The organism is Candidatus Woesearchaeota archaeon, from assembly GCA_018303425.1.
GTDB lineage: Archaea > Nanobdellota > Nanobdellia > Woesearchaeales > JAGVYF01 > JAGVYF01.
Window position 1 is genome coordinate 18,885 of sequence record JAGVYF010000006.1, and the last position, 20,560, is coordinate 39,444.

23 protein-coding genes and 1 tRNA gene are annotated in these 20,560 nt (G+C 32.5%); 9 read left to right on the forward strand and 15 right to left on the reverse strand.

Going from position 1 to position 20,560, the window contains the following annotated elements:
- Positions 1 to 15: 15 nt before the first annotated feature.
- Positions 16 to 1,266 carry a hypothetical protein gene (locus J4418_01610; protein ID MBS3112755.1) on the reverse strand — a complete coding sequence of 417 codons (1,251 nt, stop codon included), beginning with the start codon at positions 1,264 to 1,266 and terminating at the stop codon, positions 16 to 18.
- Positions 1,267 to 1,455: 189 nt separating this feature from the next.
- Between J4418_01610 and J4418_01615 the strand changes: the two genes are divergently transcribed.
- The 6 genes from J4418_01615 (at position 1,456) to J4418_01640 (ending at position 6,795) form a co-directional block, all read left to right on the forward strand.
- Positions 1,456 to 2,487, forward strand: coding sequence for a hypothetical protein (locus tag J4418_01615; protein ID MBS3112756.1), 1,032 nt, complete (start codon positions 1,456 to 1,458; stop codon positions 2,485 to 2,487).
- Positions 2,488 to 2,905: 418 nt separating this feature from the next.
- Positions 2,906 to 3,361, forward strand: a complete 456-nt coding sequence (locus J4418_01620) for a 30S ribosomal protein S15 (protein ID MBS3112757.1) — start codon at positions 2,906 to 2,908, stop codon at positions 3,359 to 3,361.
- Positions 3,362 to 3,544: 183 nt separating this feature from the next.
- Positions 3,545 to 5,599 (forward strand): hypothetical protein, encoded by a 2,055-nt coding sequence (locus J4418_01625; GenBank protein MBS3112758.1) that lies wholly within the window; start codon positions 3,545 to 3,547, stop codon positions 5,597 to 5,599.
- Positions 5,600 to 5,604: 5 nt separating this feature from the next.
- Positions 5,605 to 5,970, forward strand: a complete 366-nt coding sequence (locus J4418_01630) for a cupredoxin domain-containing protein (GenBank protein ID MBS3112759.1) — start codon at positions 5,605 to 5,607, stop codon at positions 5,968 to 5,970.
- 142 nt (positions 5,971 to 6,112) lie between these two features.
- Entirely contained in the window at positions 6,113 to 6,424 is a 312-nt protein-coding gene (locus J4418_01635; GenBank protein MBS3112760.1) for a hypothetical protein, read from the forward strand.
- Positions 6,421 to 6,795 (forward strand): hypothetical protein, encoded by a 375-nt coding sequence (locus J4418_01640; protein MBS3112761.1) that lies wholly within the window; start codon positions 6,421 to 6,423, stop codon positions 6,793 to 6,795. The genes J4418_01635 and J4418_01640 overlap by 4 nt, the downstream gene beginning before the upstream one ends.
- On the opposite strand, the gene J4418_01645 is transcribed toward J4418_01640, so the two are convergent.
- On the reverse strand, positions 6,782 to 7,321 hold the full coding sequence (locus tag J4418_01645) for a hypothetical protein (GenBank protein MBS3112762.1): 540 nt from the start codon (positions 7,319 to 7,321) through the stop codon (positions 6,782 to 6,784). The two genes, J4418_01640 and J4418_01645, sit on opposite strands and share 14 nt — an antisense overlap.
- Positions 7,308 to 7,865 carry a nitroreductase family protein gene (locus tag J4418_01650; protein MBS3112763.1) on the reverse strand — a complete coding sequence of 186 codons (558 nt, stop codon included), beginning with the start codon at positions 7,863 to 7,865 and terminating at the stop codon, positions 7,308 to 7,310. The genes J4418_01645 and J4418_01650 overlap by 14 nt, the downstream gene beginning before the upstream one ends.
- Positions 7,866 to 7,944: 79 nt before the next feature.
- Between J4418_01650 and J4418_01655 the strand changes: the two genes are divergently transcribed.
- Complete coding sequence (locus J4418_01655) at positions 7,945 to 8,610, forward strand: DEAD/DEAH box helicase (protein MBS3112764.1); 666 nt, start codon at positions 7,945 to 7,947, stop codon at positions 8,608 to 8,610.
- Positions 8,611 to 8,813: 203 nt separating this feature from the next.
- Here the strand turns inward: J4418_01655 and J4418_01660 are convergent, their stop codons facing one another.
- From J4418_01660 to J4418_01685, 6 genes are all read right to left on the reverse strand, one after another.
- Positions 8,814 to 9,296 carry a HEPN domain-containing protein gene (locus J4418_01660; GenBank protein ID MBS3112765.1) on the reverse strand — a complete coding sequence of 161 codons (483 nt, stop codon included), beginning with the start codon at positions 9,294 to 9,296 and terminating at the stop codon, positions 8,814 to 8,816.
- Positions 9,289 to 9,879, reverse strand: a complete 591-nt coding sequence (locus J4418_01665; protein ID MBS3112766.1) for a nucleotidyltransferase domain-containing protein — start codon at positions 9,877 to 9,879, stop codon at positions 9,289 to 9,291. The genes J4418_01660 and J4418_01665 overlap by 8 nt, the downstream gene beginning before the upstream one ends.
- Positions 9,880 to 10,399: 520 nt before the next feature.
- Positions 10,400 to 11,884: a hypothetical protein gene (locus tag J4418_01670; protein MBS3112767.1), complete on the reverse strand. Its 1,485-nt coding sequence runs from the start codon at positions 11,882 to 11,884 to the stop codon at positions 10,400 to 10,402.
- Positions 11,885 to 11,962: 78 nt separating this feature from the next.
- A tRNA-Pro gene (locus tag J4418_01675) sits at positions 11,963 to 12,105 on the reverse strand.
- Between the two features lie 50 nt (positions 12,106 to 12,155).
- A complete protein-coding gene (locus J4418_01680; protein MBS3112768.1) occupies positions 12,156 to 12,890 on the reverse strand; it encodes a ZIP family metal transporter in 735 nt (244 codons plus the stop codon).
- A 24-nt stretch (positions 12,891 to 12,914) separates the two neighbouring features.
- Positions 12,915 to 13,682, reverse strand: coding sequence for a D-tyrosyl-tRNA(Tyr) deacylase (locus J4418_01685; protein MBS3112769.1), 768 nt, complete (start codon positions 13,680 to 13,682; stop codon positions 12,915 to 12,917).
- Between the two features lie 53 nt (positions 13,683 to 13,735).
- Between J4418_01685 and J4418_01690 the strand changes: the two genes are divergently transcribed.
- Both J4418_01690 and J4418_01695 read left to right on the forward strand, forming a co-directional pair.
- Positions 13,736 to 15,013: an MBL fold metallo-hydrolase gene (locus tag J4418_01690; GenBank protein ID MBS3112770.1), complete on the forward strand. Its 1,278-nt coding sequence runs from the start codon at positions 13,736 to 13,738 to the stop codon at positions 15,011 to 15,013.
- A 119-nt stretch (positions 15,014 to 15,132) separates the two neighbouring features.
- Positions 15,133 to 15,615 carry a metal-dependent hydrolase gene (locus tag J4418_01695; protein MBS3112771.1) on the forward strand — a complete coding sequence of 161 codons (483 nt, stop codon included), beginning with the start codon at positions 15,133 to 15,135 and terminating at the stop codon, positions 15,613 to 15,615.
- A gap of 199 nt (positions 15,616 to 15,814) precedes the next feature.
- On the opposite strand, the gene J4418_01700 is transcribed toward J4418_01695, so the two are convergent.
- The 6 genes from J4418_01700 to J4418_01725 form a co-directional block, all read right to left on the reverse strand.
- Positions 15,815 to 17,569, reverse strand: a complete 1,755-nt coding sequence (locus J4418_01700) for a rubredoxin (protein ID MBS3112772.1) — start codon at positions 17,567 to 17,569, stop codon at positions 15,815 to 15,817.
- A gap of 141 nt (positions 17,570 to 17,710) precedes the next feature.
- Entirely contained in the window at positions 17,711 to 18,706 is a 996-nt protein-coding gene (locus tag J4418_01705) for an RNA-guided pseudouridylation complex pseudouridine synthase subunit Cbf5 (GenBank protein MBS3112773.1), read from the reverse strand.
- 106 nt (positions 18,707 to 18,812) lie between these two features.
- A complete protein-coding gene (locus J4418_01710; GenBank protein ID MBS3112774.1) occupies positions 18,813 to 19,262 on the reverse strand; it encodes a 60S ribosomal protein L31 in 450 nt (149 codons plus the stop codon).
- Between the two features lie 25 nt (positions 19,263 to 19,287).
- Entirely contained in the window at positions 19,288 to 19,461 is a 174-nt protein-coding gene (gene rpl39e / locus J4418_01715) for a 50S ribosomal protein L39e (GenBank protein ID MBS3112775.1), read from the reverse strand.
- A gap of 1 nt (position 19,462) precedes the next feature.
- Positions 19,463 to 19,783, reverse strand: a complete 321-nt coding sequence (locus J4418_01720) for a hypothetical protein (GenBank protein ID MBS3112776.1) — start codon at positions 19,781 to 19,783, stop codon at positions 19,463 to 19,465.
- Between the two features lie 2 nt (positions 19,784 to 19,785).
- Positions 19,786 to 20,304 carry a 30S ribosomal protein S19e gene (locus tag J4418_01725; GenBank protein ID MBS3112777.1) on the reverse strand — a complete coding sequence of 173 codons (519 nt, stop codon included), beginning with the start codon at positions 20,302 to 20,304 and terminating at the stop codon, positions 19,786 to 19,788.
- Positions 20,305 to 20,560: the final 256 nt, after the last annotated feature.

A 20,560-nucleotide genomic window follows, 5' to 3' on the forward strand; every position in this document is an offset into this window, starting at 1 on the left:
TTCCGCTAATTTGTTTCACAGGGGTGCCTGGTTTAGATTGAAAAATTGTGAGAGTTTTGACTGCTCTTTAAATTGTTTAAGAATTATGCTCCCGTTTAAGACTTTATTTATATCATAGCCCCATTTTTTTTTGATAATCAATCTTGCATAATTAATCATTAGTTCTTTATTCTCAAAATAGATAGGTTTGTTTTGTAAAGATTTTCTTGTTGCTTCCCTTACAACAAAAACACCTAAAGGACAATAATAGTCGGGCGTAATCATTCTTAATGCTATAACTGAACCCTGAAATTTCAACTCTTTAAGTTTTTCAAGAATTGCAAGTCTGGCGGCATAATAACCTCCGGCGCAGTTTTCAGCATATGCCTTTCTTCCGGAATAAGGTTCGTAGTCAGTTGTATAAATAAAATCTTTACTGGTGTTCCAGCTTGCTTCCGGTTTATATATCTCAAAAAGTTCGTAACTCCAAGGGCCTGGAAAAATTAATACCAGGTAATAATTGCCCAAATAATTACCATAGAATGCGCAATGTTCGGCGTGTTCATTATATTTAATTTCATCAATCAGGTTTTTTGCCAATATGTCATCAACAGCAGTAATGCTCCACCGGGTAGGCACAAATTTTCGTTGATATTTGATTCCTAAATTACCTGTTGAAAAAAGTTTAGTAAGGAAATTTTCATCATACCCCCTTTGGTAAAGTTCGGTTGTGGCATTTTGCGCTTTGAAATCTGTATCAGATACTATCCTATCTACCGCTCTGTTAATTTTAGGGTTGGATGTTATTTGTATATTTTCAAGAAAGGCATTTGGTCCCATTGGCGCAGTGAACGGGCTGGTATTAAACGAAAATTGGGGTTTATTTTTTAGAGTAATTTCTAATTCAACAGGGCAGGATGCCATGCCGATTTCTTGCGCAATTTCAACTAATTTTCCGGTGCCTTTTATGTTGGATATAAATCTTGAGTTAACTAAAGCTGACCTCAAATTTATTATTTGGCTAATTTGATAATTTTGTTGAGACCATTGCATTGGGGCATCGTATATTTCAGTATTATTTATTTCAGGGGGGCTGAGGATTCCAACATTTAAATTTGGATACCCGCCCCTTGATATGAAAATGTTAGGGGTTGAACCCTGCCAATTTTGTTTTAGTTTAGGTCTTGTTTTAATCATTGCTTCGGTTTTTGCAAGGATTGGACAGCGGGTTTTACCGCAGTATTTTAATGGGTTTTTACCTTTACATTTTATACAGTCTTTTTGCATATAATACACTCATTTTTCACTAGTCTTTGACTGGCGTTATTCGGTAGTCAAAAGCTCATTTACAGCGAGCTGACCGCGCCAAAATGGGGCGTGCCATCGGCCTATGGTCTGCGGGTCAGCGAGCTTTTGACAAATAACTTTACTAAGCCTTTACATACTTTTATATATTAGACAAGATACTTTTTTATCATGAAAGACCTCATAGATTATAATAAATTAAAGAGAGAATTTGATGATTGTTACAGGCCAATGTATTTTTTTCATGATGATCCGGATGGTCTTTGTTCATTTTTGTTATGTTATAAATATGTGGGCGAAGGAGTGGGAATTCCTATAAAATCAATGCCGGTAATTGATTTAAAATTTGTTTCCAAGGTCCAGTATTACCAGCCAGACAAAATATTTGTACTTGATATAGCAAATATCAATCAGGATTTTATTGATAATGTTAAAACTTCCATAGTATGGGTTGATCATCACGATCTTGTTAAACGTGATAAAGTCATCATTTTTAATCCCCGCGAAAAGTTTCCTGATATATATATTCCGGCAACTTATCTTTGTTATAAAACATTGGGCGGCCTGGACTGGATTAATATGGTTGGTTGTGTAGGTGATCATTATTTACCTTCTGAAACTAAAGAGTTTTTGGAAAATTATCCGGACTTAATCTCTAAAGCGCAAACAAAAGACATTGATAAAGTTAAATTTGATTCTAAGCTTGGTATCCTTGTTGAAGTTTTTTCTTTTATATTGAAAGGCAATACACCTGATATAAAAAAGACTGTTAAAGTTTTAACAAGAATAAAAACGCCTTATGAAATACTTGAACAAAAAACTGCGGCAGGTAAATATGTATGGAAACAATATGAAAAAGTTAGAAATTATTATCTTCCTTATTGGAATGTGGCTTCAAAGATTAAACCTAAGAAAAAAGTTGTGCTCTTTGAGTATGTTTCTAATAAATTTACTTTTGCATCTGATATCGCAACAAGGTTGTCTCATAAATACAGAAAATGTTTAATTATAGTTGCAAGGCGCGCTGATGATGAGTTTAGGGGAAGTTTAAGGACAAGAAATGGAGATTTTAAAAATATTTTACCTAAAGCATTGGAAGGGATAAGGGGACATGGTGGGGGCCATGAGAAAGCAGCAGGGTTTGTTGTTAAGATTGAAGATTTTAATCAATTTGTTGAAAATTTGACTAAACTTATAAATTAGTATCGAAACTAAACCGCATTAATGTTACTTTTGTATCTGTGTAGTGGCACTTTATATCGTATTCCTTGATGAAAGCGTTCCTCATTATAATACTTTACGAATGATTCCAGTGTATCTCTCACTGGTTGAAATGTAATTTTATATGTTCCAAACCCTAAAAACCGGCGCTGTCCAGAGTTGTTCCATTATCGATTAGTATTTGCATATAAAATATAATTACAAGAACGTTCTTGGTTACTTTATATTTCAAATTATATACAAATCTACAGGCAATGAATTTCTGGATAGCGCCTAAAAACCGAAGCATTTATAAATGGATTCTGAATCTAAGACTATATAATCAAGAGATAAGCAGGTGAAAGCTCGCTTATACTGGAGAGATATATTTCTCCATATAATTAACAAGGTGAATTTAATAATGGCAAGAATGCATTCAAGAGGTAAAGGTAAATCAGGTTCAACTAGACCATTAACAAATAATAAACCTATATGGCAAAGATATGGGGCTAATGAAGTAGAATTATTGGTGCAAAAATTAGCAAAACAAGGTATGCCTACATCACAAATAGGGTTGCATTTAAGAGATGCATACGGAATTCCGAGTGTAAAACTAACTTGTGAAAAAAGCGTGTCTAAAATTTTAAAAGATAAAGAAATGTCGCCGGAATTACCAGAGGACCTCTTCAATTTAATGAAAAGAAGTGTAATTATCAGAAAACATTTAGAGACTAATCATAAAGATCAACCGGCTGCAAGAGGTTTACAGCTTACCCACTCAAAAATCCTTAGGCTTGTTAAGTATTACAAAGCAAATAAGAAGTTAGATCGAAATTGGAAATTCGATCCTAAAAAAGTTAAGCTATTTGTAGAATAGATTTATTTATTTTATTATTGTGTTATGTTTAGGGTTGAATTTTAAATTTTTATACCATTTTAGGTTTAGGGATGCAAAATCTTTTTGATTTTAAGCGTGCGTGCAGCTTGCGACAGCGGAATTTTTGTTACAGTTAAGTATTTAATATTCACAAATTTGAAACAAAAGTGAGGAGCATAAATTATGGACTTTAACTCTCAGTTAGAAAGTGCAGTTGCGCTGTTTAGAAATTTTGATAAATCTAAACCGGTTAGAGTTGTTTCTCACCTTGATTCTGATGGCATCAGCGCGGCCTCTATTCTTATCAATGCCTTAAACAATGAAAATGTTAAATATTCAGTTTCAATATTAACTCAACTTTCTTCGGATAAATTAAAAGAATTGGCAGGGGAAGATTATTTTCAATATTTTTTTACAGACCTCGGATCCGGTCATGTTTCACAAATGGAAGAATATTTTAAAGATAAAAAAATAATTATTTTAGATCATCACGAGCCAGAAGATCATATCCTTAAAACTGGAAATATTGCATTTGTGAACCCTCATCTGGCAGGTATTGACGGTTCAAAAACCATTTCAGGTTCAGGGGTTGTTTTTCTTTTTACTAAAATGTTAAATCCAATATATGAAAATATGGCGCATATTGCGATTATTGGCGCAATTGGTGACATGCAAGAAAATAATGGTTTTATCGGGTTAAATCAAGAAATTCTGGAACTGGCGCAAAAACACAAAAAAATAGAAGTTCAGAGGGGCTTAAAATTTTTCGGCCAACAATCAAGACCATTATATAAGGTATTGGAGTATAGTTCAGAAATCCCGGGTGTTTCGAATTCAGAATCTGGCGCAATACAATTTTTAATGCAATTAGAAATAGAACCCAAAAAAGATAATGATTGGAGAATGATATCAGATTTGTCTCATGAAGAAATGCAAAAATTAATTGCAGGCATTATAATTAGAAGAGCATCAGCAGGAGAACAATGTCCTGAAGATGTAATTGGCAACATTTACATTCTTCCGAATGAAGAACCAGGTTCTATTTTAAGGGATGCTCGTGAATTTTCTACATTATTGAACTCGTGCGGCAGAACGAATAAGGCATTATTAGGTATAGGCGTATGTTTGAAAAATGAAGAAGAAACAATTAAAGCTTTGAAAAATCAAAATTCATATAAAAAAGAAATTGTTAAAGCATTAAAATGGTATGAAAAAAATTCTAAATCAGATAAAATTATATGCAACGGGAATTATGTTATAATAAATGCTGAAGATAATGTTCTTTATACCATTATTGGAACAGTTGCTTCTATCCTTGCAAGAGGTAATGGTATTCCTAATAATACTTACATTTTATCAATGGCCCGCAACAGGGATGATAATCAAACCAAAATTTCTATGCGATATGCAGGCAAACCTTCACAAGAGATTGATTTGCATGCACTTATGACTAAGATTATTAGCAATCTTGGCGAAGGAGAAACTGGCGGTCATGCAAACGCAGCAGGCGCAGTAATTTGCAGTGATAATGAACAAAAATTTATTAATGAGGCAACTAAGGTGCTTGAACTTGTTCGACAAACCAAAGTTAATGTCAGTTTGTGTGCTCATATGCACTTTAATGTAACTAGAGGTTGCTGTGCTGATAAATGCCTAACATTGCACGGAATGACGTTAACTTTTGTGTTAAAACTTCATTTTGCTAAAGTATTATCTTGTTTAGAAATCCTTATAAATATAAACAGCTTAATTTCTCGCATGAAACATTCAATGAAAGTAGGTTTTAGTTTTGGTCTGACTTCTGCAGTAATTACAACACTTGGATTGATGATGGGCATGTATTCAAGCATAGGCACAAGATTAGCAGTTATAGGCGGCATTTTGACCATTGCAATCGCTGACGCTTTTTCAGATTCCTTAGGGATACACGTATCAGAAGAATCAGAAGGGATACACACAGAGAAACAAGTTTGGGTATCAACAATTACGACTTTTTTTTCAAAGTTGTTATTTGCACTAACATTTCTTGTCCCTGTATTAGTATTTAATCTTGAAAATGCAATAAAAGTAAATATTATTTGGGGTTTTATGGTATTGGGAACTTATAGCTATTATGTCGGCAACAAAAATAAAGACATGGCTACATGGTACGTTGTAGCTGAACATTTATTTATTGCAATTATAGTTTTATTTATTACTCATTTTATAGGGTTATGGATATCAGGAGTATTTGGGTGAAAACAATGAATGTGAAAATTATGCCTAAGTTAATATTAATATTTTTAATCTTAATTTTGATTGCAGGCTGTGCTTCTCCAGTAAATTTAACAGGTAAAACGAAAAAGTTTTCTATTACAGCAAAACAATGGTCATTTGAACCTGGGACTATTCGTGTTAATCTTGGCGACATAGTAGAGATCAGGTTAAAAAGCATTGACGTTACTCATAGTTTTATATTATCTGCTTTTGGGGTTAATGAAAAGTTAGAGCCGGGTAAAGAAATTAAAATTGAATTTGTTGCAGATAAAACAGGAGAGTTTAGCTTTTTTTGTAATGTTCCTTGCGGCAGAGGCCATAATAATATGAACGGAAAAATAATAGTGGCATAATAATAATTGCCTATAATTAAGATATTGTTAGTTTATAGTTTCATTAAAATATTATTCTGACAGATAACTAAAACAAAGTGCCTGTAAATAAACAATATCCTAATTAAAAAGATTTATAAAGTATAATTCCCCCATTATTAATATGGCCGGAACTTGGTTATTAACATTTACTATTATCGTTTCTCTTTTAGCTGTAGTTATGGCTTATTACGCAAAAAAATATTCCATTGATGAAACAAGAGATGTATTAAATTTTCGCATGCAGGGATTATTAGTTTTTGGTTTAGGTTTTATTTTGCATACATTTGGAGATTTTTTAAGTCCTGCCTATGGTGGAACTATTGAACTTATTCTAGAATCAATTGCCCACTTTATAATTATGGGATCATTTGTATTTTTTTATTTAGCGGCGCAATCTGCTGTAGAAGGGTCAAGGGGGTTATGGTTTAAATGACAGGGGTTGAAATTTGGTTATTCATTGCGCAAGCAAGTTCAATAATCACTTTTGTGATAGGATTATTTGCTTTTGGATCTTTAATAAAAGCATCGTTGCATCTTGATGAAGGCGGGTATAAATCTATGTTTATAGCTTTATCCGGAACTATTTTATTGATCGTTATTGGTGTAGCCTCAATGGCATTATATCATCTTTCCGAATCATTTGATAAATTAGCTGAATTAGGTGAGATTGTAGAATTGGGATGGTACACCTTTACATTTGCAGGTTTGTGTTATTCAATGTATGCGTCATACCGTGTGATTAATTATCTTAAAAAGTTTTCAAGGTTCAATGTAAAAAATTCAAAAAAAATTAAATCTTTATAGATTTATCTGAAAAGTAAGTTAATGTCGGGATTAAATCATTTGCCTTTTTTTCTTTAACAATGATTAAAAACATTAGAACTTCTAAATTTCTTGCTTTATTTATAAGGAATTGAACAAATTTCTGAATCTTCACAAGCGGGTCATATATTAAAAGTATGTTCAGGGAATCAAAAAGTATATATTTCATGTCAGTATTATTACAAACCCCTGACAAAGCAATTGATAGCTCTGTTAATGATTTACCGTTTAATGCTATATGATTATTTTTATTTATGGATTTACCTTCCCAGTCAATAAACAATATCTTTTCAGTGTCAATATTTAATTTTGAGCACATTTTTAAAACAATGGTTGATGGCTTGTTTAATGATACATATATTCCAGGCAGTTTAAACTTTCTATTCAAAAATGCCGCAAGCTCAATACAAGTTTCATTATATTTATTAGGTTCAACAATTATAGTATAAACTCCATTATCATAATCAATTTTTGAAAGAAAATTATTTAAGATTTTATTTTGTATCATTTTTATTAAATACTTCTTTTGAGGTTATTTCTTTCAGACTTAACCTTTCTCTTTTTTTGTGAAAAGCGCCTTTGGCTTCATAACCCAAAGCCAGTATTAGTGGCACATAATCTTGTGGCATAATCCTTAATAGGTTTTTAACACTTTCTTGTTTAGGCGTAATTATACAAGAATCAATGCCTAAACTTGTTGCTTCTAAATTCATGTTTAAAATTGTCATGCCAATACTCATAAATGAATCATAAACTCCTGAATCTTTGCCCTTGTAACATGCGAATTTTTTTCCAATGCAACGTTTTTGTAATAGAACTCCAGCAATCATTACAGAGGGCTCATTATGAAAATCACCATAGTTAGCAGTCATTATTAATTTTTCAATTAAATAATTATTTTTAATTATAATAAAGTGCCATGGTTGACTATTGCTACAGCTAGGCGCCCATCTTCCTGCTTCAAGTATCTTTTTTAAATCCGAATCTTTAATTTTTTTATTGCCAAACTCATATGTGGTTTTTCTTTTTTTAGCAAGTTCAAGGAAATTCATATCCATTCACCAATTATTCAACAGACTTTTTAGTATATAAAACCATAGGTTTATATAATTAAATTTTATCTCCAAAATTATGTTGCTTATTGACCTAAAAACAAAACTAAATCCTGATTTGTATAATGTGCTTGAGGGAGAAGGCATTAATGAGTTAAGGCCTTGTCAGATTAAAGCAATTGATAGGGGGGTGTTAGATAATAAATCGTTATTAGTTTGCACTCCAACTGCATCAGGTAAAACACTGGTAGCTGAGTTTGCGAGTATGCAATCAATCTTGAACAAAATCGGCAAAGCTATTTATATTGTGCCATTAAAAGCTTTAGCTAATGAAAAATATAAAGAATTTAAAAGAAAATATGGCCATCTTTGCAAGATTACAATATCAATAGGCGATTTAGACAAGGCTGAACCATATTTACAAGATTATGACTTAATTATTACAACTTCAGAGAAATTAGACTCTTTACTTAGGCACCATTCTCCCTGGGTTAAAGATGTTAATACTATAATCATTGACGAAATCCATTTGTTAAATGATGTAACGAGAGGCCCAACTTTAGAAATAATAATTACAATGTTAAAACGTTTATTAAAAAATATTCAGATTATTGGACTTTCTGCTACAATCGGAAATCCCCGCGAATTAGCGGAATGGTTAGAGGCAGAACTAATACTCGATTCTTGGAGACCGGTAGAACTTAAACACGGGATTTACTTAGAAGGCCAAATTAATTTTTATTAGGTAATGTATTATCTTTATAAACAAAAGAGTGTTTGCTAGTAAAAATGGAGTTTCCAGGAATTCCGATGTTCTATTCAATAATTTCAGGGGCTAACGAAGGGGGCAATTTTCTACTAACCAAAAACAACGATGGGGACAAATAATGAAACTGAAAGGGACAAACTGGTACCCCTTTATCGATTATCTATTTAGTGTCCATTAATTTATCTCCTCTTGGTTACTATATTTTGAAATTTATCTCTTATCTCATTAACCTTTTTCTCATTTAGTTTTATAAGAATTGATTTGCATTTAACTAGAAATTTAGGAGCCTTCTGAATCATCTTGTTATATTGTTCATCTGGAACAGTTCTGTTTATGTAATATTGAGAATCAACTCTTGCTTTTAATGAATCTTCAATAAAATCCAACTCTTTCTCTTCAAAATATTCTTTAAGGAATCTTTTCGCAAATTCAATAGTACAAGAGTGAATTTCACTTTTTACTCCTAATTTCATTAGAACAGCATACAATGAGAAATAAACTGTATAATACGCCGTTGAAATTTTCCAATCTTTGATAATGTTTACTCTCATTGATTCAAGAGCTTCTTCGGCTTTTTTGATATAAGCATTAGCCAAATTAGAGTTTGGCTCAACTAAACTTAATCCTTCTTTTTTTACTGCACACCATTTGATTTTATCCATTTTTGAAGACTGCCTGTATAAATTGTTCTATATTTAGAAAAATTACATGGTTTTTTAAAACTTCTTTCAGAAGAATATCCCTAGTCAGATTTTTCTCAAATGTTTTCAGAGGATAACATTTGATACTTATTTCTACACCTAAATTTTTTGAGACTCTTTTTATCTCATCATTATTATAACTTCCTGCAATAAAAATATCTAAATCAGAACCTTCTTTTTCCAAACCTTTAACATAGCTTCCAAAAATTATTCCTATCCCTTTTATATGGGGAGTTATTTTTTCTATAATCTCTTTGATTAAAAGCTTTTTCTCTAAAAATGCAATTGCTTTATATTGTTCTACAAAAGCAAGATACCTCAGAGTAAACTCACTTGGATTTAACTTAAATGTTTTAATTTTTCCTCTAGTTTTTGATTCAATAATCCCCTTGTCTTCTAAATCCTCAAGAATAAGCTGTGCTGTTCTTGGACTTATCTTCAATAATTTTTTAACTTCCCTAACATAATACTCTCTGTTAAAATCATTTGTAAATAGAGATAATACTTGCAATGTATTTTCCGTGAATTTAATTTTTTTATACATATGTATGATTAATAATACATTTAATATATAAAGCTTTTGTTTACTCAAAAAATAACAAACGACCCCCTAAATGTTCTTTTTAGAAAAGAACCAAAACAAGACCCCCCCTTCTATCTTCTTTTTGTAAAAAGAAGCAAAAACACGACGGAATTCCTCTCACGAACGACTAAATTAATGTCTGCTTCGCAGTAATTGATATTAAAGTAAATAAATGCACAGAGAAAAAACTATTTCTCCGGCACGCCAGAAAAGTAGTTTCTTTTCTGTGCGAACTACGGCACCTATCTGATTCCCACAAAAATTAAGAATTTTTTGGGCACGAAAATCTTTGATTTTCTTGTGTTCGGCAGTAAGAAAACTCTGCGGATTTACTTTGTAAATTCTTGCCTCGCCCACTTCGTAGGCTCGGTCGGCTATTAGGGTTTGTGCTATCGGTGATTGATTAGAAAAAGCATTAGTATTACAACATTTAATAACTAAATATCCCTAATTATTTTAGCTAAATACCACATTTTTAATCCTAACTTTTACCAATTACTAATCTATTAGAAAATACTTTATGTAATTTGCCTGATTTTGTATGAAATTTAACCATTGCAAGCGGTAATGAAAATTTTCCTAAAATGGTTAATCTTGATTTGATGCGGTACACAATTAACCTGTCTTCATGCGCATCTAACTCTTCAACATCCCATTGCACAATTGTTGAACCTTTATGAGCATGTTTCATAATTTTCGAAGGTCTTAAAGTGCCAACATCATATTCACTTGTAACATTTGCTATATTAGGCACTTTATCAATAATTGTGATTCTTTCAATAGGCACGTGAGAAATGTTTTTTAGACTAAGCAAAACTTTAACTTCGGAAATACCGCCTTCTCTCATTTCAATATTTTTTGTTTCTTTTGTTATGACAATTGGCGATTTTAATTTAAGGTATAAATAATAGCTAATTACAGAGATTAATAATAAATAAAATATTGATCTATAACTATTATATAGTTCTAAATTAAAAACGCCGCCAGGAGCAAGTTGAACATTCCATACCCTGTATCTTTTATCATTTTCTTTAATTATTTGATTGGGGCTAGGATCACTAGACTCAAAAACATCGCTTAATAATGAAGTTTCAATTTTAATAATTTGTGATCTTGGCATGTTGCCGTCATTTGTATAAACTCTTTTTGAAGTTGTTTTTAAGAATCCTTTAATTACATTTTCAGTTAATTTATATTCCCCTGAATAATCAATGATTTCAAATCTTATTGGGTCTGGTTTAAATGTGTATCCTTCAATTATAACGGTACTGTATAAAGTATCAAATTCAGGAGGATGTAAAGGATCAATTTCCATTTGCACCTCTAATATTTGTTTGCTTAGCGGTTCAATAGAGGTTGACAAAATCTTTTTTATAATTCCGCTTTCAAGCCTAACTTCAACATTGGTAAGATCTTTTCTATTTTTATTTAAAAGCGCAATTCTTATGATGTTGTTCTCTCTTGGGTCAATTCTTATTATATTGTTCTCTCTTGGGACAATTTCGTTTGGAAATTGAATATTTGTTGTTATCTGCGGGAAATATTCTTGATCATTGGGGTTTATAGATTTTATATATATTGGTAATCTAATTGATTGTATTTTCTTTGAACTAACCTCTTCAACGTTTATAACAACATTATGGAAACCCAATCCAATTTCAGAGATTGGTTTAAGTATGATTTTTGTCGTAAACGAATCCCCTCCATTTACACCATTAATTCCACTGAAATAATCGCTTAATGGTTCAGTAGTATAACTTTGCCATAATCCGATATCACCAAAAGTTAATCTGTAATCCTGGCTGTTAAATAAATTATTTTTAATAATTAACAAAAATTTGGCTTCTTGATCGATATTAATTTCATCCAAGAGGACTTGTGTAGAAATGTCAAAACTTTCTGCAACAACAAATGTACTGCAAAGAATCAAAATTACAAATATTAAACCCAAGTTATATTTAACCACTTATCCTCATCTAATTTTAAGTTAAAGTTATATTTAAAGTTTATTATAAAGAAAAAAGTAGTGTTTAAATATAGATAATGGGGTCCCGAGGAATTTCGTATAGAGTTAATTATTCTGAATTTCGAACCCCGGTTGCCAGCGCTTCGGCTTAAACCCAGTTGCAACAAAAGTTCCTTGAAAAGACCCCGGGCTGGAGTGATACCAAGCTACACTAGGACCCCATATTTGGATAGCGCCATTAAAATCTATCAATATAGCAAGATTAATAAATTTATCCTATCCAAATTTTAGCGATAAGCATGAACAAAACACCCAATATAAATAAAATAAATGATATCACTGAACTTTGATGTTTATTATCCTTTTTAAGACTGGGAATTAAATCTGATGCAGATATGTATACAAATCCGCCTGCAGCAATTGGTAAAAGAAATATTGTATTAATACCATCTCCTATAAAATATCCTATTAATCCCCCAATAACAGCTGTAAGTTGCGCGCAAAAACTCATAAATAAAGCTTTAAACTTATTCATTTTACTATATATTAAAATTGCAAAATTACCCATTTCTTGCGGTATCTCGTGTGATATAATAATGGCAGTAGTTAACCATCCAAAACTAATATTTACCATAAAACTTGCTGCTATTACTATTCCATCAATCATGTTATGCAAACTATCACCAACCAAAACTAAATATGAAGTTGGCCTGACATCACAAATACCATTATGGCAATGGTGCCAGAATAATACTCTTTCAAGCAGATAAAATCCCACAAATCCAGCCATTAAATATAACATTCCTTCCATAGGCGTTAATATTTGCAGACTTTCTTCCATTAAATGAAAAAATGCTCCGCCTAATAATGTGCCTGCTGAAAAAGCAACTAACCAGTAAACTATTTTTTCAAGTAATTTTTTATTTAGGCCCAGTGTAACAACACCAATTAGCCCAATTAATCCAACAATAAATGTTGCTAATAATATTTCGTATAAAATTTCCATATTAACTGAAAGAGTTTAATCTATTTAAAATTCTTTCGTCTTTTTAATTTCAATGCCTAACTCTTTAGCAAGGGTTTTTATCTTTTCTTTATGTTCACCAATGCCTTTCCAATCTGCTATTATTAAATCTGATTTAGGCATGGTCTTGTCAAGCGCTTGTTTTAACATTTCTTTGTCCAGATTATCCAGCATGTATTTTGGACAAACATGGCCTATTGCAATATGAGTATTAAGTTGTATTTTCTTAAAGTTGGGCGCATGGTGCGGGCCACCCAGGCCTACAGCGGTCCGAAAAATTATAGGGTTAAAATTCACAATATGTTTTACAATTTCTGCATTAATTTTGCCAGCTTCATTTATACTCCATTCCGTAGGCGATGAACCTATTTCGATGAATATTGAGGGTTTTTTTATAAATGGACCGTGATGAGTGCATTCCTGTATCACATCAAATCCTTTTAAATCACAAAGTTCAGTCATTTTCTTGAAAGCTTCTTTTAGATATAATGCCGGAGCAATAGCTAACGTTTTTTCCCTGCCGCCTAATTCCGCTTTGCCCCAGTTTCCCTGCGTATGCAGAGATAATGATTTAATACCGGATGCTGAGCTATGGGTAGTTATGAATAAGAACATATCCGCATTAACTTCCGTATCAATATTTTCGCAATAGACGCAAGTATGTTCCTTTGGAAAATTAACATGATGAATAAAGGCATTGCTTGGCAAATCAGTTAAATATTTTTCTACATTTTTACTTGCCGGGTCATTAAAGATTAAGATAGCAAATTTCATTTACCCTATCAAACTACAAAGATTTATAAATCTTTATATCTTATTAATTTCATATGAAGTTTACATTACACGGCGCAGCCCAAGAAGTTGGCAGGTCCTGTATAGAAGTTACATCACAAAAAAACAATTTTTTATTCGATTGTGGTATTAAATTAACCGAAAATTTTTCAGATTATCCCAAACTAACACATCAAAAAGAAATTAATGCTGTTTTTCTAAGTCATGCCCATCTTGACCATTCAGGGGCTCTTCCCTTGTTTAATTATAAAGGTTTAAACTGCCCAATTTACACGAATAAAATGACTAAAGAGTTATCTAAATTACTGCTTAAAGATTCATTGCATGTTGAATTGTTAAAAGAACAGCATCCCGCTTATAATAAAGAACATGTTTATAACGTGATGGATTTAATGAAACATGTGCCTTATCAAAAACAACAAACTTTTAATGATTTGACTTTTGATTTCCAAGATGCAGGTCATATTCCGGGCAGCGCAATGGTTCGCGTGACAGCGGATAAAAAGAATATTGTTTATACTGGCGATTTTAACACCATAACTTCAAAACTTCTTATAGGTACAAAAGCTAATTTTAAAGGGATTGATGTTTTGATTACAGAAACAACATACGGAGACAGGCCGCACCCCTCAAGAACAGGGGAAAAAGAACAGTTTTTGGATACTGTAAAAAAAACAATCGATAAAGGGGCTTCAATCTTAATTCCGGCATTTGCAGTTGGCAGGTCACAGGAAATATTATTAATGTTAAAAGAATTAAAGTTAAAAGTCCCAATGTATCTCGATGGCATGTCAACAAAAGTGATTAAAACCTTCTTTAATGCCCCCCAATATTTAACAAATTGCGGAGATTTAAAAAGCATGTTAAAAAAAGTAAAATTTGTAAATACAGAAAAACAAAGACAAGAAATAATGAAAAAACAGGGTATCTTTGTTACAACTTCGGGCATGCTTGACGGGGGTCCAATAATGGCATATTTAAAACATTTTTATTTTGATAAAGATGCGGCATTATTACTTACTGGATATCAAGCTGATGGCACAAATGGCCGGCTTTTAATGGAAGAAGGCAATGTTTATCTTGATGGAACAAAAATTAAGGTTAAATGCAACTATCATAAATTTGATTTCAGCGCCCATGTTGGTTTAGATGGTTTAAAACAAACCGTAAAAAATTTTAACCCGGAACACCTAATTTTGAATCATGGAGACCCAGGCGCAATTCAGCATTTTGCAAAATGGGCAGTAGAAACTTTTCCGCATATGCAAGTTTATAAACCTAAAGTTGAAGATTGTATAGATCTTAAAAAGTAATCATTTAATTAACGTCAGCACTCTGTTGCGGAACTGAGTATATAACATATCAAGTACAATCTTTAGTGGTATAATACACCTTTAGTTGTATTAAACAAACAGATACACAGCCGGAGCTGATGTTATTTAAAATGGCGCAAGCAGTAACACATGTTTTAATCCCAATTATATTAGTTTCTTTATATCGTACATATTTAGCAAAACCTAAATTTTCAAGGTGGTATGTGCTATTCGCAGGGGTTGCAGGGTTATTGCCCGACTTGGATTATCCGCTGAGTTATATCTTTCCGGAATACTTTTTTCATGGAATGTTTCATTTAATGTATGTAGCATTATTATTTTGGTTTGCAGCGTTAATATTTAGAAAATTTAATTATCCTCGAAAATATTATTTAACAGCTATAATATTAGCTTTTGGTTTTACAATGCATTTAAGTTTGGACTGTATTGCTGGGGGTTACGAATTTTTTTATCCTTTTTCAGTTCTAAATTATTGTCCTAATATAATACCGAGCAATATCTGGCCAGGTCTTGACGCAGTTCTTTTAGTATTATGGCTGGCTCATGAATATTTTGAACATAAAATTAAAGCGTTTTTTTAATGATAATAAAAATGGCGTCTGACTTGCCAAATTGATCTTAGTTTTTATCTATTTAACAAGTATAGTTAAATGGCCCTTATCTTTTCCACATACAGGACATTTTCAATCACTAGGAAACTCGGATATTTTACCATCTTTTGCTTCGTCACGTATATCCGTTTTACAAAAATCGCATTTTATCTTTGCAATATCATCACCATTAAAATCTATTAGGATCAGTATCAATATCGACAATTACAGGCTGATTAATACTTAATGCTTTTTTTATTGCAGCTTCTAATTTTAGAGGCTCTGTTACTTTAATCCCAATTCCGCCGCAGTTTTCAGCAAACTTTGCAAAGTCGCAGTTAAGCAAATCAGTTTGCCAGTTTTGATATTTTTCAATTTTTTGTTCTTGCCTAATCATGCCAAATTGCTTATTATTAAATATAAAAATTTTTACGTTTAATTTATTTTTTACAGCTGTCATAAAATCGCCCATTACCATTGCAAAACCACCGTCACCAGTGATACAAACAGCTTCTCTGTTAGGATAAACCAGTTTAGCAACCATTGCGCCGGGAAAACCTGGACCCATTGCAGCTAAATAACCGGTCATTATCATTTTTTGAGTGTGTTTCATCTGAAAATTTCGACCAAACCACCATGAATTATCGCCAACATCAAGAGATATAACTGCATCATCTGGCAATAAATGTGACAGCATTTTAATTATATACTGCGGTTTTATTGGTTTTTTGCTTGAGTCTGCTTCTTTATTTAATTGTATTTCCCAGTTCTTTTTTAGACGCAACATTTTAAGCAATGTTTGTTTATTATCTTTAGTTTTCAATTCTCTTATTAATTTAGGTAAAGATTCAGTTATATTTCCCCATAAACCAACTTCAACTGGATACTTTTTACCAAGCGCCATTGCATCAATATCAATTTGCACAGTTTTCTTTTCCGGCAATAAAGTATGGGGCGCGTATGATGCCCCCAATACGATTAAGAGATCAGATTCTTGCACCATTGTTGTTGCTGCTAATGTGCCAATGCCGCCATGACAACCTGCGCAAAAGTTATCAATTTCATCAATAATGCCTTTAGCTCTGAATGTTGTAACAATAGGTGCGCCAATCTTTTCAGCTAATTCTTTTACATAATGCCCAAAACCCATTGCGCCGTACCCTGCAATGATAACAGGTTTCTTGGATTTATCAATAACCATTGCGGCTTTTCTTATCATGTGGCTGCAAGGGGTAACAGATTTGTTTGCAATCCTGCCTTCAAATGGTAAAATATTTTCATTGTATAGCAATTTTTGGATATCATTAGGAAAACTTATATGAGATACGCCTTTTTTTAATAATGCGTGTTTAATTGCTAATGTTGCTAATGAATTAGTTTGTTCTTTTGACATTAGCACTTCATTGAATACAGTTATAGGCTCAAAAAAAGAATGCTGGTCAATTTCTTGAAATGATTTTTGTCCTATAGTTTCTCTTGGCGCCAAGCCAGTTAATGCTAGCACAGGGGCATTATCAAGTTTTGCATCATATAAACCCGTTGCAAGGTTAGTTGCTCCCGGCCCAGCGATAGTTAAACATGCCGCAATATGCCCTGTTAATTTTCCATATGCTCCCGCCATAAATGCGGCTGTCTGTTCATGCCTAACTTGTATGTAAGTAATTTTAGAATTTTTCCTGCAGGCATCTACAAGACCTAATGATGATGTGCCTGGTAAACCAAACACATATTTAACTCCCCACTCTGAAATCTGGTCAATGAAAACATCCGATACAGTTCGTCCAGCAATTTTAACTTTACCTGATTCTTTCGACAGCAAAACAAATGCGTTTCGCTTTGCATTGCATACGGGGCAAAAAAAATCATCGCTAACTTTTTCAAAGGTTTTTCCTTCTTTAGTTTCGTCGTAAATCCAGTTACAAATAGTGCACCTATATTTACTCATGCATAATTTTAAAGAGATTATATTATATAAAGTTTTAGTTTTTTTGTCGGTGTATAGCTTTTGTCAGTTTAGTTGTGTATATAATTATGAAAAATAAGTCAAGCTTAAATGGATTATATTAAAATCTATTTTTACTATTGACTATTCCTTTCTTTGCATCTTTGGATAAATACCGGGGTTCATAAATACTTTAGAAGTAATTACTGCAAGTCCTTTTTGCGCATTTTTCATTTCGTTTGAATGCATTTGTGACATTCCGATGCATATTAATTCATCTTTTAATGTCATAACAGCAACAAGTTCGTCTGCCTGTATTCCTGTTTCTATTTTTGCAATGCCCGGTGCGTTTAAATTTGCGCCGTTGCATAATGTATTAACAGTTGAATCAGTTACCCAGATTTTAAATAAATGTCCAACTCCGGTTTCAAGAGGCAAAATCATTTTTTTAAGTAATCTTTCGTTGCCTTCTTCTTTATATATTTGAAACCCATCAGTTAAATTGTGCAATGTGACTGCATCCTTCTCTTGAAATGGTCCGGCTTTGCTTCTTCTAAGTTCCGCCATATGGGCGCCAGTTTTTAATTTCACGCCGATATCAGTGCATAATTTTCTCATATATGTGCCGGCCTGGCATCCAACCCTCATTAACACATCCTGGCCGTTATTTTCAATTATGTCAATATAATATATTTTTCTATATCTCCACTGTCTTTTAACAGCAGATTTAATCGGGGGAAGCTGTTTAATTTTCCCGATAAATGAACGGATAGTTTCGGTTAATACATTTGTATCAATTTCTTTGTGCACATGCATCAGCATAATATATTCTTTCCCTGCCGGCAACAATGCTTGAACAATTTTTGTTCCTGTACCGAGCGCAACTGGAAGTACACCAGTGACATTAGGATCTAATGTGCCTGAATGCCCGCTTTTATTAATACCGAGAATTTTTTGCACATATGCCGAGACTTGGTGAGAGGTTGGTCCTGCAGGTTTATCAACAATAATAATCCCTGATTCAATTAACTCTGAAATGGTTCTATCTTCTGGCCTTTTTCCATAATTAGCCCCTGTTTTAGTATCCCTTTTAATTAAAACCGTTTTTTCTATTTTTTCAAAAGGCAGCAGTGTTTCCATTTTTACAGAAGACCATTCAATAAGAATAATCTTTAGTCAATTACATTGACTAAATACAGAAATTTTCGCTTCCTGTATATAACGCCCGATTCACATCAAGCAAAATCTACTCTTTCTGAGCATCTAAATCTTTCTTTAAAGTTTTTTTACCTTTTTTAACAGCAGGTTTAGCTTTTTCAAGTTTTTCTTCTAACTTTTCTTTTGCAGTTTCTGTTTTTTTAACATCATTTTTGGTTTCTTTTTTAGTATTTTTAGTTTTTGGTTCAACTGGTTTAGAGTGATAATCAAAGCCGGCTAATTCTGCTTCCACAACTCCTGCGGTTGTTTTAGTTACATTTACTAAAATGTGGTGAGGTGGTTTTTTAATGCCTCTTTCCCAAATTTTAAAGTTTAATTCTTTACCTAGTTTAATGTTCTCAGATTTCATATGTCTTGTTAAAAATTCCCGCACGGCTGTAATAGCCTTTTTAGATCTTCTGTACATAGGGGCTTTTAGCCATTCTTTTCTAAGCGGAATATTATATACCCGTTTTATTTCTTTTGTATCAGTTGCCATTTTTAATTAGTTACCATATTTTAATTTAGACTTTAGTTTTTGTTCTAGTCCAATGTCTTTTAACAGCAGTATGCCTGCCTGGATGAACTTTTCTGCCAATACCGTATATTTTTGGGACTGTCCAAAACGGCGCCCATTTAGTTCTTCTAAACAGTTTCGCTAATTTCAATTTCCGGCTCAGGTGCTTAAATCTTGCCATTTTATTTTCTTGTAATTTTAAAATCTTTTTTTTCCGAATTAATTTTCGACAATAATTCCTTCAGATAATCATCTTCTATAAAATTAACCTGCTTTGTTTGTATTGCTTGGGCTAAAACCATTAAGGTTTGTATCGCTTTTTCAGGGTGCGCAGATTTTAATATTGAATATCTTGACACTGCATCCCGGGTCATTTTTGATTTAACTGCAAATTCAATCTGTTGTATCTGTTGAAGAGCTTGTTGTTCTTCGGCGGCTTCATTTTGCGATTGTGCTTGTAATTGAGTTATTCTTTGTTGTCTTAATTGTTCTAGTTCGTCCATTTTTATTCTGAAGCATTAGCAGTTTCAACTATTTTTTCAGTTGCTTCTTTAACAGAAACTGCTGATTTTTCGGATTTAACTTCTTTTGAACCCAATTTTATATATAATGTTCCGGCAACTTTATCTAGAAAAGATTTTCCGGCAGGAGTAATAATCCTGCCTTTTCTGTTGCCTATTTGAGTTTGTTTGATAAACCCTGCTTTCTCCAATTGTTGTAGAATTTTTCGAATAATATTTCCTGAACCCCGTTTAAATCTTTCAGGTTTGTAACCCCTATTTTTTCTTCCGCCATATTTTTGCCTTAATTTAGATACACCAATTGGACCTAATATGTAAACACTCCTTAAAATAGCTGCTGCACGCACATACCACCAATCTTGTCTATATGGGGGTCTTTCCTTATGTACTCCAGTTTTTACGGAGATTGCCCATTCAGGAGGCATAATTGCCCCTACTTTTTGTAATTCAAGCCCGCTTTTTTCGATTAACTGGTTAATCTCTACATCATAGATAGTTGCCATTATTTTACACCATTATTTTGTGTTTTAGTTAGGTTTAGAATTAAGCTCGACTATATAAAACTATCTATTTGTTGTACGTAGAAAGCCTGCTTATCAAAAGTTAGTTTAGTAGCAATCAAAACTCAATAGTACCAATTACTATTTAGTATGAGATGAGGCATACATTCATTTCATGCATAATGCCCCTTTTTTTATCCATGAATAAGCTACAATTCCATTTTGAAAAACAACTAATTGCCTAACAAAGTCTTTTTTA

What these genes read in the sequence shown, in the direction of transcription:
- J4418_01610 (MBS3112755.1), bottom strand. Translation starts at nt 1,266, where the DNA reads ATGCAAAAAGACTGTATAAAATGTAAAGGTAAAAACCCATTAAAATAC.
- J4418_01615 (MBS3112756.1), top strand. Translation starts at nt 1,456, where the DNA reads ATGAAAGACCTCATAGATTATAATAAATTAAAGAGAGAATTTGATGAT.
- J4418_01620 (MBS3112757.1), top strand. Translation starts at nt 2,906, where the DNA reads ATGGCAAGAATGCATTCAAGAGGTAAAGGTAAATCAGGTTCAACTAGA.
- J4418_01625 (MBS3112758.1), top strand. Translation starts at nt 3,545, where the DNA reads ATGGACTTTAACTCTCAGTTAGAAAGTGCAGTTGCGCTGTTTAGAAAT.
- J4418_01630 (MBS3112759.1), top strand. Translation starts at nt 5,605, where the DNA reads ATGAATGTGAAAATTATGCCTAAGTTAATATTAATATTTTTAATCTTA.
- J4418_01635 (MBS3112760.1), top strand. Translation starts at nt 6,113, where the DNA reads ATGGCCGGAACTTGGTTATTAACATTTACTATTATCGTTTCTCTTTTA.
- J4418_01640 (MBS3112761.1), top strand. Translation starts at nt 6,421, where the DNA reads ATGACAGGGGTTGAAATTTGGTTATTCATTGCGCAAGCAAGTTCAATA.
- J4418_01645 (MBS3112762.1), bottom strand. Translation starts at nt 7,321, where the DNA reads ATGATACAAAATAAAATCTTAAATAATTTTCTTTCAAAAATTGATTAT.
- J4418_01650 (MBS3112763.1), bottom strand. Translation starts at nt 7,865, where the DNA reads ATGAATTTCCTTGAACTTGCTAAAAAAAGAAAAACCACATATGAGTTT.
- J4418_01655 (MBS3112764.1), top strand. Translation starts at nt 7,945, where the DNA reads ATGTTGCTTATTGACCTAAAAACAAAACTAAATCCTGATTTGTATAAT.
- J4418_01660 (MBS3112765.1), bottom strand. Translation starts at nt 9,296, where the DNA reads ATGGATAAAATCAAATGGTGTGCAGTAAAAAAAGAAGGATTAAGTTTA.
- J4418_01665 (MBS3112766.1), bottom strand. Translation starts at nt 9,879, where the DNA reads ATGTATAAAAAAATTAAATTCACGGAAAATACATTGCAAGTATTATCT.
- J4418_01680 (MBS3112768.1), bottom strand. Translation starts at nt 12,890, where the DNA reads ATGGAAATTTTATACGAAATATTATTAGCAACATTTATTGTTGGATTA.
- J4418_01685 (MBS3112769.1), bottom strand. Translation starts at nt 13,682, where the DNA reads ATGAAATTTGCTATCTTAATCTTTAATGACCCGGCAAGTAAAAATGTA.
- J4418_01690 (MBS3112770.1), top strand. Translation starts at nt 13,736, where the DNA reads ATGAAGTTTACATTACACGGCGCAGCCCAAGAAGTTGGCAGGTCCTGT.
- J4418_01695 (MBS3112771.1), top strand. Translation starts at nt 15,133, where the DNA reads ATGTTATTTAAAATGGCGCAAGCAGTAACACATGTTTTAATCCCAATT.
- J4418_01700 (MBS3112772.1), bottom strand. Translation starts at nt 17,569, where the DNA reads ATGAGTAAATATAGGTGCACTATTTGTAACTGGATTTACGACGAAACT.
- J4418_01705 (MBS3112773.1), bottom strand. Translation starts at nt 18,706, where the DNA reads ATGGAAACACTGCTGCCTTTTGAAAAAATAGAAAAAACGGTTTTAATT.
- J4418_01710 (MBS3112774.1), bottom strand. Translation starts at nt 19,262, where the DNA reads ATGGCAACTGATACAAAAGAAATAAAACGGGTATATAATATTCCGCTT.
- rpl39e (MBS3112775.1), bottom strand. Translation starts at nt 19,461, where the DNA reads ATGGCAAGATTTAAGCACCTGAGCCGGAAATTGAAATTAGCGAAACTG.
- J4418_01720 (MBS3112776.1), bottom strand. Translation starts at nt 19,783, where the DNA reads ATGGACGAACTAGAACAATTAAGACAACAAAGAATAACTCAATTACAA.
- J4418_01725 (MBS3112777.1), bottom strand. Translation starts at nt 20,304, where the DNA reads ATGGCAACTATCTATGATGTAGAGATTAACCAGTTAATCGAAAAAAGC.